Below are 12,508 nucleotides of genomic sequence, written 5' to 3'. Positions count from 1 at the left end.
CCCCGGAGCGGGTACCACATCGCTGCGCGATGTGCAAGCGGGGCGGTCGCTGCGCTCCCGCTGGCCCTCGCGATGCGAGGGCGGTCCCCTCCGCTGCGCTCCAGGGACCGGTGGGGCCGGCCGCTGCGCGCCCGGCGGGCCGCGCGATGCGCGGCTGGGGCTGGCGGGGTGTCACGTGCGGCTAATGGGGCCTCCAATTGGGGAGTTGGGGAGTCCTGCGGACTCCGGGCGGGTCCGCTGCGCTCCCCCGCCTGACGGTCCTTCCGGCTGCGCCTCCAGAACCGTTGGGGCCCGCTGTCGCGGGCCGGACTGGCTACGAGGGAGGGGGTCGCTCGTTCGTGTCGGGTTTCAGTGTACCGTGTGCATCAGGTTGATGCAGCATGTACCGTTGGCGGAAACACGGGACACCCCCCAACCACCCGGGAAACTCCCTGGAATTCCGAGAGGAACGACCGCAGATGACCGGTCACCACGAATCTACCGGACCCGATCCCGCGCTGAGCAGCGATTCTCTGCGCCGGGTGACGCAGTACCAGACTGCGGGCGTGAACGCCCGGTTGAGGGTGTTCGCGCTCCTGGAGGCGCAGGGCGTGCCCGCGAGCGAGGCGGACGACCTGGTGGCCGCGCTGGAGGCTGGGGCGGTCGCCGGGGCGCAGTGCCAGGTGGTGGAGCTGGGCGGCATGGCGCCGGCCTCTCGGGGCGCGCTGTTCGCGGACGGTTGGGATGAGGGCGTGAGGGCTGTGAGCGAGGCCCTGGTGGGCATCGCGGACCGGGAGTGGTCCCGGCGCGGCGGCCGGTCGGCGGGGGCCGCTGAACTGGCCGTACATATCGCGGACGTGAGGCAGCGTGAGCGGGCCGACCTGGTGCGGCTGGAGAAGTTCGTCCGGGAGAGCGTCCTGCCGCGTACCCACCCGCACACCACGGCGCGGCGCCGGGTGCTGGAGGCGCTGGGTGAGGCCGGCGGTCTGTGCACGGCCCGGACGCGGAACGCGGACGGGGACGTCGTGGTCTGCACGCTCGATGCCGGGCACTACGACCCGGACGACAAGCCGCCCTTCAAGGACGGAAAGCCGGGCGGCTGGCACAAGGCGGATGCGTCGATCTGGAACGACTTGGGCGCGGCCTGTATTCCGCACGCGGCCCTCTGAAAAACCACAGGAACTGACCGCTCGGGGAGGCAAGGAAATGTCAGCGATTCAGCTCAAGGAACACCAGGTAGATCAGCGCTCCGCGTTTCGCAGGTGGGTGGGATTCCCTGCAAGGTCATCTGTGCCCCCGCAGGGTGCCCGTGCCACGATCGTGTCAGCGACCGGCTCGGGCAAGACGATCACGGCTGCTGCGTGCGCGCTGGAGTCGTTCGCGGACGGCCGGATCCTCGTGACCGTGCCCACCCTGGACCTGCTCGCGCAGACCGCTCAGGCGTGGCGGCTGGTGGGTCACCGGGCCCCGATGGTGGCGGTGTGCTCGCTGGAGAACGACCCGGTGCTGAAGGAACTGGGGGTGCGGACCACCACCAACCCGATCCAGCTCGCCCTGTGGGCGGGGTCCGGGCCGGTGGTCGTGTTTGCCACGTACGCCTCCCTGGTGGACCGCGAGGACATCGACGCACCCGAGGGCCAGCGGAAGGTTCGCGGGCCGCTGGAGGCCGCTCTGGCGGGCGGAGACCGGCTGTACGGCCAGCGCATGGACGGCTTCGACCTCGCGATCGTCGATGAGGCCCACGGCACCGCCGGTGATCTGGGTCGGCCGTGGGCTGCGATCCACGACAACCAGCGGATCCCGGCGGACTTCCGGCTCTACCTCACCGCGACGCCGCGCATCCTCGCCGCGGCCCGCCCGCAGAAGGGCGCGGAGGGCCAGGAGGCGGAGATCGCGTCCATGGCCGACGACCCGCAGGGCACCTACGGTGCGTGGATCGCGGAGCTCGGGCTGTCGGAGGCGATCGAGCGGGAGATCCTCGCCGGGTTCGAGATCGACGTCCTGGAGATCCGCGACCCCTCCCCCGTCCTCGGGGAGTCCGAGGAAGCCCGGCGCGGCCGGCGCCTGGCGCTCCTGCAGACCGCGCTCCTGGAGCACGCCGCCGCGTACAACCTCCGCACGGTCATGACGTTCCACCAGAAGGTCGAGGAAGCCGCCGCGTTCGCAGAGAAGCTGCCGGAGACCGCAGCCGAGCTGTACCTCAACGACGCCACCGACGACGACCTGGCCGCCGCCGACAAGCTGCCGAAGTCCTCCATCGACGCGGAGTTCTACGAACTCGAGGCCGGCCGCCACGTACCGCCGGACCGCGTGTGGTCGGCGTGGCTGTGCGGCGACCACCTCGTGACTGAGCGGCGCGAGGTCATCAGGCAGTTCGCCAACGGCATCGACGCCGCCGGGCGCCGGGTGCACCGCGCCTTCCTCGCCAGCGTTCGCGTTCTCGGGGAGGGCGTGGACATCACCGGCGAACGGGGAGTCGAGGCCGTCTGCTTCGCGGACACCCGCGGCTCCCAGGTGGAGATCGTCCAGAACATCGGCCGCGCGCTGAGGCTCAACAAGGACGGCAGCACGAAGGTGGCCAGGATCATCGTGCCGGTGTTCCTGGAGCCTGGCGAGGACCCGACCGACATGGTCGCCAGTGCCAGCTTCCGCCCCCTTGTAGCGGTCCTTCAGGGCCTGCGTTCGCATGACGAACGTCTGGTCGAGCAACTCGCCTCCCGCGCCCTCACCAGCGGCAAGCGCAAGGTCCACGTCCGGCGTGACGAGGACGGGCGGATCGTCGGAACCGGCGGCGAGGGCGACGGCGAGGACCAGGAGGACGACACCCAGGCCGCCGCCGAAGCGGCGCTGCTCCACTTCTCCAGCCCGCGCGACGCGGCGACGATCGCGGCGTTCCTGCGCACCCGGGTCTACCGCCCGGAGTCACTGGTGTGGCTGGAGGGCTACCAAGCCCTCATCCGCTGGCGGGCAGAGAACGAGATCACCGGCGTCTACGCCGTGCCCTACGACGTCGAGGTCGAAGTCGGGGCGACCAAGGCGTTTCCCCTTGGCCGATGGGTCCACCAGCAGCGGAAGGCGCTGCGGGCAGGTGAACTGGAGGAGCGGCGCAAGACCCTGCTGGACGCGCCGGAGGCCGGGATGGTGTGGGAGCCGGGCGAGGAGGCGTGGGAGAACAAGCTCGCCGCGCTCCGCTCGTACCGGCGGGCCACGGGACACCTCGCTCCGCGTCAGGACGCGGTGTGGGGCGAAGGCCAGGCGATGGTGCCCATCGGGCAGCACATGGCCAACCTTCGGCGCAAGGGCGGTCTCGGGAAGGACCCGAAGCGGGCGGCGGAGCGCGCGCAGCAGCTGGCCGCGATCGACCCGGACTGGGACTGCCCGTGGCCTCTGGACTGGCAGCGGCACTACCGCGTCCTCGCGGACCTGGTCGACGCCGACGGCAGCCTGCCCGAGATCCAGCCTGGCGTGCTGTTCGAGGGCGACGACCTGGGCAAGTGGCTCCAGCGACAGAAGAACCCGGGCACCTGGGCGCAGCTATCGAGCGTGCAGCAGGAACGGCTGTCCCAGCTGGGCGTGAAGCCCGTCCAGGCGCCATCTCCGGCCCCTGCGGTCACCCGCGCGACGAAGGGCCCGAGCAAGGCGCAGCCGGCCTTCCAGCGCGGCCTGGTGGCCCTCGCACAGTGGGTTGAACGAGAAGGCGCCCACCGGCCTGTACCGCGCGGCCACGCTGAGGAGATCGCGGTCGACGGCGAGACGGAGCCAGTGGTCGTGAAACTGGGCGTATGGACATCGAACGTCCGTGCCAGGAGGGACAAGCTCACCCAGGAACAGCTGGACGCGCTGCGGGAGCTGGGCATGGAGTGGGCGTAAAGCCGGAAGGTGAGGGGCCCACCGGCACCGCGCCGCTGGCACCGGGAGGGCGGGGTGGGGATATGGCTGGCGCATGATCGGTTGCAGAACCGGCTTGCCCGGCGCGGGTCCGGTGCTGTCCGGGCATCTGAGGAGTGGCCGGCCCACTTCGTGGCGTTCGATCTGCTCAGGCTCTCCGGGACCGTGACGATCGGATGGCCGTACTGGAGGCGTCGGGCCGCGCTGGAGTCGGTGTTCGCCGCCCGCCGGCTCTTCGCCCCGTGGGCACTGTGCCCGTCGACCACCGACCCGGACACCGTGCGCGAGTGGTTGTCGTGGGCGTCGGTCGGGATGGAAGGCGTGGTCTTCAAGCGGCTCACCGATGCCTATGAGCCGTCGGTGAGGGGCTGGCGGAAGTACGCGGTCAGCGGCTCCCTGACCCAGCCCCGGACGTTGCTGCTCGGCAGGTACGACGCCGAAGGCCGCCTCCAGTACGTCGGCCGCACCACGACCCTCGCCCGAGCGGCAGGCACCGCGGTCGCCGGCCTGCTCAAGGCGGGACGGCGCGGGCATCCGTGGACGGGCTGGTCGTTCTCCGCCGGATGGGGCAGCCGGGAGCAACTGGACATCACGTTGGTCGAGCCCGGGCTGGTGGTGGAAGTCGGCGTCGATGTCGCCCGTGATGTCTCCGGCCGGTGGCGCCATCCTGCGCGCTGGCCCCGCGCCCGCCCCGATCTCTCCCTCACCGACGTTCCCCGCCTGACAGCCTCGCCGCGCGACGGCGGCACGCGCGGAGGCTCCGGCCGACGCGCAACCCGCTGAGCGCCCCCGATCCCCGGCTGCGGCCACGTCGCCCATCCCGCCCATCCCTCCTTCACTCCAGCCAGGGGACATGGGCAGAGCAGCCGCAACGGGGATGTCAGCAGGCCGACCACGGCAAAAAGGCGTGGTGACCTGCGCAAATGTCAGGGGGGTCTGTCAGGTCGCGCAACAGTAGGCGCAACCCCTGCCGCAACCTCCAGCGCAACAGCCAGGCGCAACCCTTGTTGCAACTCCGTGCTCCTGGTCGACCGAGGCGCCGGGTCACGCGGCCCGGACGGCTCCGCGGGCGCGGACCACTTGGCGCAGCTCGGAGCGTTCCGCCGGTACCGAGGGGGCGGTCTCCCAGTAGGGGTGCCACCACAGCCGTACGGACAGGAGCAGCAGGCGGCGGCGCAGGGCGGTGGTGTCGCGGGGGCGGGGTGCAGCGAGCGCGGCGTAGGTGGCGTTCCAGGCTGCTTGCGTCTGCACCAGGTCGTCGGGGAAGTTGGTCGCGTCCATACCGGTATGAGATCGCTTGTTCGGACGACACGGGTAGGCGAGGCGATGCCCCCAGACGTTTGTTGTATTCGGCAAGCTTTATCTGCCGTTTACGTAGCTGACATGGGGTAGTCGGGGACTGGGAGCGCTGATCTTGACGCAGCGCTTCCGCCCTCGTGGAGTGCATGAGGTGCTTCGCACGTACTGGATGGATGCATCGCCATGAACATCGGAACCCCGGCCGGCAACCCGAACGATCCTGCTGGCACCGGGCCTGTGACGCACCGTCCCCGTCGCCTGTCGACCGAGACGAAGTCGGCTCTGAAGACGACCGAATTCTTCATCTACCTCGCCTCCGTGGTCGCGGTACTGATCGCTTCCATGGTCGTGGGCACCGAAGACGGACACACCGACTACTTCCGCGCCGACAAGGCATGGCTGTACATCGTGATCTTGACCGTCGGCTACATGATCAGCCGTGGGCTGGCCAAGTCCGGCAGCCGCGACCCCTACGACGAGTCCCACTAACCCGGCGGGGAAAGGCAGCATCCGGTGTGCTGTACGCCGCAGCCCGGCGTGTAGCGCCTGGCGGAGCGGATGAGCGCGCGTCGCGACCAGTACGTTGGTCGCGGCGCGCGCTTGGTCATGCCCCCGTGCCCCCGTGCCCCGCGGGAGGAAAGGCCGGGCTGTGCAGTGCCAGCCAGCTGTTGGCGCCGCCCTGGCGAGCGAGAGGTTTCAGGCGGTGGTGCGGTTGCCCTGGCGTGCGGCGAGCGCGGCGTCGGCGCTGGGAAAGGCGGCCAGGAAGGTGTCCATCCCGGTGACGCTGAGCAGGCGGCTCAGCCGGTCGGGGATGGCCGCCAGGGTCAGGGAGCCGTCGGCGTCCTTGGCGCAGCGCCAGATGCCGACGAGGGCGCCCAGTCCTGAGGAGTCGCAGAAGGTGACGCCCGCCAGGTCGGCGACCAAGTGGGGGTGGCCGTTCGTGATGAGTTCCAGGGCGCGGGCCCGTACGGTGGGTGCGGCGGCGATGTCGAACTCGCCGGACAGTGCGATCACGGCCAGGGTCCCGTCGGTGTGCGGGACATCGATGTGGAGTGCGTCGGTCATGGGCGTCGGTTCTCCTGCCCGACGGAGACGTCGGCGGTCGGGGCGGCGGCGCTGTGAGCGGTGGTGGTGATACCTGCGGGAGCGGCATCGGGGGTGGGGACGGACAGGGCCAGCAGGGCCACGTCGTCGCGTTCGGTGTCGGGGAGGGTGTCCAGGAGCGCGACGGTGTCGTCGATCAGGGCGCCGGCACTGACCGGCGCCGGGCGCCGGGCGAGGAAGTCGGTCAGGCCTGTGTCGTCAAGCATGTGGCCATCGGCGGTGCGGGCCTCGGTCAGCCCGTCGGTGTAGAGCAGCAGGCCCTGGCCGGGTGCCAGGTGCAGGGTGCGTGAGGCGAAGGCGGCTTCGGCGATCGCGCCGACCAGCATGCCGCCCTTGGCGCGGACCGCCTCCACCCGTACACCGCCTTCCTCGGTGGGGCTCAGGTGGTAGGCGGGCGGATGGCCGCCGGTGGCCAGCGTGACCGTGAAACCGCCGTCCCGGGCGGGATCGAGCATGCCGAAGACGGCGGTGCAGAAGCGGGTACCAACCGCCGGGTCCAGCAGGAGCGCCGTGTTCAGGGCTTTCAGCGCGGCCGTCGGGTCGGCGTCGACGAGGGCTGCGGCCCGCAGCGTGTAGCGGGTCAGTGAGGTGACCGAGGCGGCTTCGGCGCCCTTGCCGCACACATCGCCCAGGAAGAACGCCCACCGGCCTTCGCCGACGGGGAAGACGTCGTAGAAGTCGCCGCCCACTTCCTGCGGGGAGGCGGTCTTGTAGTGGCAGGCCAGCTCCAGACCCGGTACCGCGGGCAGGACGGGAGGCACCAGGGTGCGCTGCAGGGTGGAGGCGAACGCGGCGATGGCCGCCTTGTCCCGCTCCGCACGCTGGCGGGCCTCTTCTTCCGCCTGGCGCTTCTCCTGCTCGACCTTCCGGCGCTCCTGCTCGGCGCGCACCACGCGCAACGCCGACAGCCGCAGCTCCAGCTGGTCACGCACCACCGCCGCCAGGTCCGCGAGCGTGGCCGAATCCGTCTCGCTGATCTCGCGGGGGCGGGTGTCGAGGACGTTGACCGTGCCCAGCCGGTACCCGTCGGCGGTGATGATCGGAGCGGCGGCGTAGAACCGCACCCCCATCGGGCCGGCGACCAGCGGGTTGGAACAGGCGACCGGGTCCAGCAGGGTGTCGGGGATGACGGTGGTGTCATCGGTCAGGACCGCCGAGGCGCACAGCCCCGGATCCCGGCCGATCTCGCTGACACCCTCCAGTCCGTGCGTGGCCTTGAACCAGATCCGGTCCTCGTCCACGATCGTCACCGTCGCCACCGGCACCTCGAACAGACGCGCCGCCAGCGCCGCGACTCGGTCGTAGGCGCCGTCAGGAGGGGTGTCGAGAATGTCGTAACGGCGCACCGCCGCCAACCGTGCCGCCTCGGCCGACGCGGCCACAGGCCCGCTCGGTGCTATCGCAGGCGGACTCGCTTGCTCCGGCATAACCCTCGTCTCGCTCATCCCCCCCAGGAAGGCGCCGACCAGACAGTCAGCACCCAGGCACTGTACCCAAACGCCTCAACGCACCCGACCCGACGACGAGCCTCGCGGAAACAGCCGCAACTGAGCGCAGTGATCACCGAAAGGCGAAACGTGACGGTCTTCGCGGCCCGGCGGTTCGTCGACCGCAGCCTGCTGGTCGACCTGAGCGCGAACCCGGACAGGGACGCTGCACCATCCCGATCGTCCCCGCCCACCCGGAGGTCGACCTGGAGCAGCTGCGCACGAGGGCCGCCCCTCCCCGCTCGCCGCGCTGACGAAGCAGGCCGCCCCGGCCTGACCCGGCCCACCCATCGCCGACGCCGCCTCTTCCCCGCCCGGCGGGGAGGGGCGGCGTCGCCGTATGGCGTCAGCCGCGGCGGCGGAACAGCCCGCGGAGCTTGCCCGGCTCCTGGTCGTGCTCCGGCTCCGGTTCTGGTGGCGTGGCGGTCTGGAAGCGGGTTGCTTCGGCGGCGGCTTCCTTGCGGGCGACGTCGTCGGCATGGCAGTCGCCGCACACCGACAGGTCCCCGGCCTTCCAGGCAGTTCTCGCGGTGGTCTCCTCCCAGCGCTCGTCGGTGAACTTCTGCCCGCACCGCTTGCACACCGGCCGCCGCGCCTCCCGCTCAGCGGCACGGCGCCGTTCGTCTTCCGCTTCGGCGCGGGTGTACTGGCGGCGGTAGAGAGCGTCGCCGTCGGGGTTGTCGAGCGCGTCGGTCAGGGTCTGTTCGTCCTTGCGGCCCAGGCGCCGCCACACCGCCGCGTCCGCGCCGTGCTCCGTCAGCTGCTCCAGGGTGGTGACGACGACCGGCACGGCCTGGCTGTAGTCCTTCGCCGTGATCGCCTCTCGGTAGTAGGTCTCGTACCGGCGCGGCGCCCAGAAGCGGCGGCCGGCTTCCTCGAGGACCTTCACCGTGTTGGCGACCTTCGCCTCGGTGGTGTCGGCGAACACGAACGCCACCGGCACCAGGCCCTCCCGGCCGGTGGGCGGGTAGACCCGGCGCCACAGCCGCTTCTCGTGGCCGACATCCTCGATCACGTCCGGCCGGGACCGGACCAGGTCCACGGTGCGCTTGGCCGCGTCCCCGGGCAGCAGCCGGCCCCACTCCCAGTACCGGCGCAGCTTCTGCACCAGGTCGTGCGCGTCCTCGGAGCGGCGGTCGATCTCCAGCAGCATCACCGGCACCCCGGCCTCCGGCGCCCGCACCACCAGGTCCGCCCGCTGCACGTACCCGTCCGCGAGCCGGTGCCCGATCTCGGTCTGGAAGCCGAGCCGGTGACCGATCCCGGCACGGTGGAGTTCGGCGGCCGTCGAGGTGACCGCCGCCGCGTGGTCGTCGTAGCTGGCACCGAGCAGCTTCCCGGTGACCGGGTCGTACTTCTCCTCGCGCAGTGCCGAGACCCGTATGCCCTTCGGCTCCAGCAGCTTCTTCGCCTCGCCGTGTCCTCGCTTCGTCAGCACCCACACCTGCCGCTGGTCCTCCCGGACCGCTTCGATCCTCACAAGGTTGTGGTCCTCCAGATCCAGGAGGTTGTCCCGCACGAGCTTGTCGTGCTGGTTGTCCGGACGGGTCAGCTTCCACAGCTGGTCAGGCGTAGCCCTCTGGAAGATCCCCAGCGCCTGCAGGAGCTCCCGGCGTCGAGGCCCGGTCGAAGTCCTCCTGTGCTTGGGACGCCTTGCTACATCTACATGAGGGTTGTCGGACCTGCGGTGACCCCCCTTCCGCCGCGCCTGACCTGCGGAAACGTCCGACCCGTGGTGACGGGACGCGGAGGGGGTGATGGAGGGGTCCACGGAGGGGGCCTGTTCGGTCCGGTCAAGGGGCTGCTCGGGATCGCCGGCGGTCGCCAAGGGATGCTCCTGCAAGGTGGGGCGGGCCTATCCCGCCATTCACCTTGTACAGGTTCGGTTTTCGGCCTCCGTGTGACGCCGACCTCGGAAAACCCCTCCGCCGTAACCGCATCGTGATCAAACCAGAGGGGAGAGTTCTCCCTCGCCGGTGGCCGGACTCTGTCCACAGGGCCGCAGTTCGAGGGTGTCTTCGAGGCCGCCGCGATCAGCAGGGGCGCCCGAACGTTAAGGAGCTGTCATGCCTGAGAACACCGTCACCGTGCCGCTCGCCCCGATGGAGCCGGAGGACGTCGCCAGCGCCTTCGCCTACATCCGGGCGTGGCAGGCCGGGGACATCGACACCGCCGGCGCGGTCGCCGACGACACGGGCCCGGAGCTTCACCGGCTGCTCCTGGACGTCGCCGCGCGCGTCATCATCCCCATCACCGCCGTGGACGACTGCGACGGGGAGCCGTGCACGCACTCCTTCCTGGCGGCCACGCTCGGGCGGCTGCTGCTGGAGCTCCTGTGCCACGGCGTGTGCCTGGGCGGTCTGCCGGGCATCGCCGACACCACCACCCGCTTCACCGGGAACATCCTCACCGAGGACCACGGCGACGTCGCCGACGTCCTGCGACAGCTGGAGGCCGCGGGGATGAAGCAGGCGATGGAGGCGCACCGCGCCACCGCGTAGCCACACCTCCAGGACGGCGATGGTGCGGCGCGCGCCGCCGTGGTGCGCTCCACCGCACCGCGCCGCGCCACCTCGGTGCGCTCCACCGGCATCACCGCACTGGGCGCGCCACGGCCGGGACGGGCCCCTATATCACACACCCCCTTGACCGCGACCTGATCGCGAGCAGAAACAGGCGATATCGAGTAGCCGAGGGGAATCTCACCCCTCGGCCCTCACAGAACCGTGCGTAAAAGTCTCCCGTTACACGGCTCTTGTCGTTCTGATCATCAGATCTCGCAGGCAGCGGTGGTGAGGCGCCAGTGCGCGAACATCCGCGGGAACCGCTGTGCGATCTCCACGAGCTTCGCGTGGGCCTTCCGACGGCTTGCGAGCCGCTTGTACTTCTTGCGGATCCAACGCACCAGGTAGGCGTTGATGCGCATCACGAAGGGGAACAGCTCCCACGGCCGGAACCGTCCGTAGTAGTTGATCCATCCCCCGACCACACGGTTGATCGTGCGGGCGAGGTCTCCGAAGGAGGTGCCGACGCGGCGGTGCAGTTGCCAGGAACGCACCTCGCGACCGATTCGGGTCAGGGCCTGTCTGCTGATGGCCGGCTCGAACGACAGGAACTGCTTGCCGTGCCGATTCCGGTTCTTCCTGGGGCGGAACGTGTACCCGAGAAACGTGAACGACGTGTGCTCGTAGGAGCCCCGCCGGTACGAGTCCTTGCAGTAGACGATCCGGGTCTTGTCCGGGTGCAGCTGCAACCCGACTTCGACCAGCCTGTCCCTGAGCGCGGCCAGCACCTGGCGGGCCTGGCGCTCGGTGACGCAGTGCAGCACCGCATCGTCCGCATAGCGTTCGAACCAGACGCTCGGGAACTCCCGAGCCATCCAGGCGTCGAACGCGTAGTGCAGGAACAGGTTCGCCAGGACGGGAGACACCGGGGACCCTTGCGGGGTCCCGCGTTCCCGTTCCAGCAGAGAGCCGTCGGGCAGGACGAGCGGGGCAGCGAGCCACCGCCGCACGTACAAGTTCACCCAAACGGCGTCGGTGTGAGCCTCCACCGCCTTGACCAGCAGGTCCCAGGGCACGCTGTCGAAGAACTTGGCGATGTCGAACTCCACCACCCAGTCCCGCTTCCAGCAGCGCTTCCGGCACCGTTCCACCGCGTCCAAGGCAGACCGTCCAGGCCGGTATCCGTAGCTGTCCGGGTGGAATACAGGCTCCACCCTTCTCACCAGATGCCGGGCCACGACGGTCTGCGCCACCCGATCGGCGACAGCGGGAATGCCGAGCATTCTCGTGCCGCCTCCGTTTGGCTTGGGGATCTCCACCGCGCGCACCGGCGGCGGGAAGTACGAGCCCGACGACATACGGTTCCAGACCTTGTAGAGGTTGCTCTTCAGGTCCTTCTCGAAGTCCTCGATGCTCTGCCCGTCAACGCCGGGTGCGCCCCTATGTGACCTGACTTCCTCCCACGCCTCCTTGACTTCCCACTTCGAAATATCAAACGGCTTGATCTGAGACTTCAACTGGCCCATCGCACTCCTCCCGGGCTGCTGCCCGGTTGATGTGATCAACTCAGTCACGAACGACCCGGCCCCTTCGCTCCACCCCCGTTACAGGGGCTTCGTCACTACTACGGGCCGGTCTGCCAGCAGGGTCCGCATCGGTACTCGACCCCTTACGGTGTCCTCCGCTTGGGGCACTCCCTCTCCCCCGACCTCGCGTCAGGGCGTATCGGACCTGCCTTCTCCTGTTCCATGCGAGAGCCGCAGACCGGACTCACGTCGCCTACATGCCGGACACCACCTAGCCAATAAGCGGGCACCCGCCAGGCTCATCCCGGAGTTCTTGACACACCCCGGTTTCGATGTCGTCTGGTTTCCTTACGACACGTCAGCAGCGATTCACTTGCGTTCGTCTTTCCGATCCCCACCTGACGCCTCTTACGACGCCTTTTCCTCATCGCTCACCACGACAGTCTTCAGCTAACGCAGCATGAGGCGGTTTGAAGCCTCCCCCCGCAGGGCGGCTCCGAAGGGCCACGAAACCTTCATCTCTCGCACAGCATCACTTCCGGAAATCGCTCCTACATGCAACTTCCTTTCATGTTCAGGACACACGTCAAGGGAAAACGTCGCGGTAGCAGAGCCGGACAAGGGGGTGTAGCGGAGCTGGACAAGGAGGGCGTGCGCGCCCGGCCGCAGCTGATGGAGGGGTGGCCGGCGGTGGGCGCAGCGATGCGGTGCGCTGCATCGG

Annotated in this window: 10 protein-coding genes; 5 read left to right on the top strand and 5 right to left on the bottom strand. The window is 69.8% G+C overall.

The annotated features are described in order from the left end of the window. Positions 1-458 precede the first annotated feature (458 nt). Genes QQS16_RS43340 through QQS16_RS43330 form a run of 3 tightly spaced genes read left to right on the top strand, consistent with a single transcriptional unit; the run spans position 459 to position 4,650 of the window. On the top strand, positions 459-1,148 hold the full coding sequence (locus QQS16_RS43340) for a hypothetical protein (protein WP_286068257.1): 690 nt from the start codon (positions 459-461) through the stop codon (positions 1,146-1,148). 37 nt (positions 1,149-1,185) lie between these two features. Further along, positions 1,186-3,849 carry a DEAD/DEAH box helicase gene (locus QQS16_RS43335; protein ID WP_286068256.1) on the top strand — a complete coding sequence of 888 codons (2,664 nt, stop codon included), beginning with the start codon at positions 1,186-1,188 and terminating at the stop codon, positions 3,847-3,849. Between the two features lie 9 nt (positions 3,850-3,858). Further along, positions 3,859-4,650 carry an ATP-dependent DNA ligase gene (locus QQS16_RS43330; RefSeq protein ID WP_353479773.1) on the top strand — a complete coding sequence of 264 codons (792 nt, stop codon included), beginning with the start codon at positions 3,859-3,861 and terminating at the stop codon, positions 4,648-4,650. A gap of 261 nt (positions 4,651-4,911) precedes the next feature. Here QQS16_RS43330 and QQS16_RS43325 read toward each other — a convergent pair whose 3' ends face one another. Continuing rightward, positions 4,912-5,148, bottom strand: coding sequence for a DUF8825 domain-containing protein (locus QQS16_RS43325; protein WP_286068253.1), 237 nt, complete (start codon positions 5,146-5,148; stop codon positions 4,912-4,914). A gap of 201 nt (positions 5,149-5,349) precedes the next feature. Here QQS16_RS43325 and QQS16_RS43320 point away from each other — a divergent pair, with 201 nt between their 5' ends. Next, complete coding sequence (locus QQS16_RS43320; protein WP_286068251.1) at positions 5,350-5,655, top strand: hypothetical protein; 306 nt, start codon at positions 5,350-5,352, stop codon at positions 5,653-5,655. Between the two features lie 207 nt (positions 5,656-5,862). On the opposite strand, the gene QQS16_RS43315 is transcribed toward QQS16_RS43320, so the two are convergent. The 3 genes from QQS16_RS43315 to QQS16_RS43305 form a co-directional block, all read right to left on the bottom strand. Further along, entirely contained in the window at positions 5,863-6,231 is a 369-nt protein-coding gene (locus QQS16_RS43315; RefSeq protein ID WP_286068250.1) for an STAS domain-containing protein, read from the bottom strand. Next, positions 6,228-7,616, bottom strand: coding sequence for a PP2C family protein-serine/threonine phosphatase (locus tag QQS16_RS43310; protein WP_286068249.1), 1,389 nt, complete (start codon positions 7,614-7,616; stop codon positions 6,228-6,230). The genes QQS16_RS43315 and QQS16_RS43310 overlap by 4 nt, the downstream gene beginning before the upstream one ends. 487 nt (positions 7,617-8,103) lie before the next feature. After that, on the bottom strand, positions 8,104-9,309 hold the full coding sequence (locus QQS16_RS43305; RefSeq protein ID WP_286068260.1) for a hypothetical protein: 1,206 nt from the start codon (positions 9,307-9,309) through the stop codon (positions 8,104-8,106). 514 nt (positions 9,310-9,823) lie between these two features. Here QQS16_RS43305 and QQS16_RS43300 point away from each other — a divergent pair. Further along, a complete protein-coding gene (locus QQS16_RS43300; protein ID WP_286068248.1) occupies positions 9,824-10,258 on the top strand; it encodes a hypothetical protein in 435 nt (144 codons plus the stop codon). A 269-nt stretch (positions 10,259-10,527) separates the two neighbouring features. Here the strand turns inward: QQS16_RS43300 and ltrA are convergent, their stop codons facing one another. Further along, entirely contained in the window at positions 10,528-11,787 is a 1,260-nt protein-coding gene (gene ltrA, locus QQS16_RS43295; RefSeq protein ID WP_286068247.1) for a group II intron reverse transcriptase/maturase, read from the bottom strand. Positions 11,788-12,508: the final 721 nt, after the last annotated feature.

It is taken from the genome of Streptomyces sp. ALI-76-A, from assembly GCF_030287445.1.
Classification (GTDB): Bacteria; Actinomycetota; Actinomycetes; order Streptomycetales; family Streptomycetaceae; genus Streptomyces.
This window is presented reverse-complemented; position numbering and strand designations above follow the sequence as displayed.

What these genes read in the sequence shown, in the direction of transcription:
- QQS16_RS43340 (WP_286068257.1), top strand. Translation starts at nt 459, where the DNA reads ATGACCGGTCACCACGAATCTACCGGACCCGATCCCGCGCTGAGCAGC.
- QQS16_RS43335 (WP_286068256.1), top strand. Translation starts at nt 1,186, where the DNA reads ATGTCAGCGATTCAGCTCAAGGAACACCAGGTAGATCAGCGCTCCGCG.
- QQS16_RS43325 (WP_286068253.1), bottom strand. Translation starts at nt 5,148, where the DNA reads ATGGACGCGACCAACTTCCCCGACGACCTGGTGCAGACGCAAGCAGCC.
- QQS16_RS43320 (WP_286068251.1), top strand. Translation starts at nt 5,350, where the DNA reads ATGAACATCGGAACCCCGGCCGGCAACCCGAACGATCCTGCTGGCACC.
- QQS16_RS43315 (WP_286068250.1), bottom strand. Translation starts at nt 6,231, where the DNA reads ATGACCGACGCACTCCACATCGATGTCCCGCACACCGACGGGACCCTG.
- QQS16_RS43300 (WP_286068248.1), top strand. Translation starts at nt 9,824, where the DNA reads ATGCCTGAGAACACCGTCACCGTGCCGCTCGCCCCGATGGAGCCGGAG.
- ltrA (WP_286068247.1), bottom strand. Translation starts at nt 11,787, where the DNA reads ATGGGCCAGTTGAAGTCTCAGATCAAGCCGTTTGATATTTCGAAGTGG.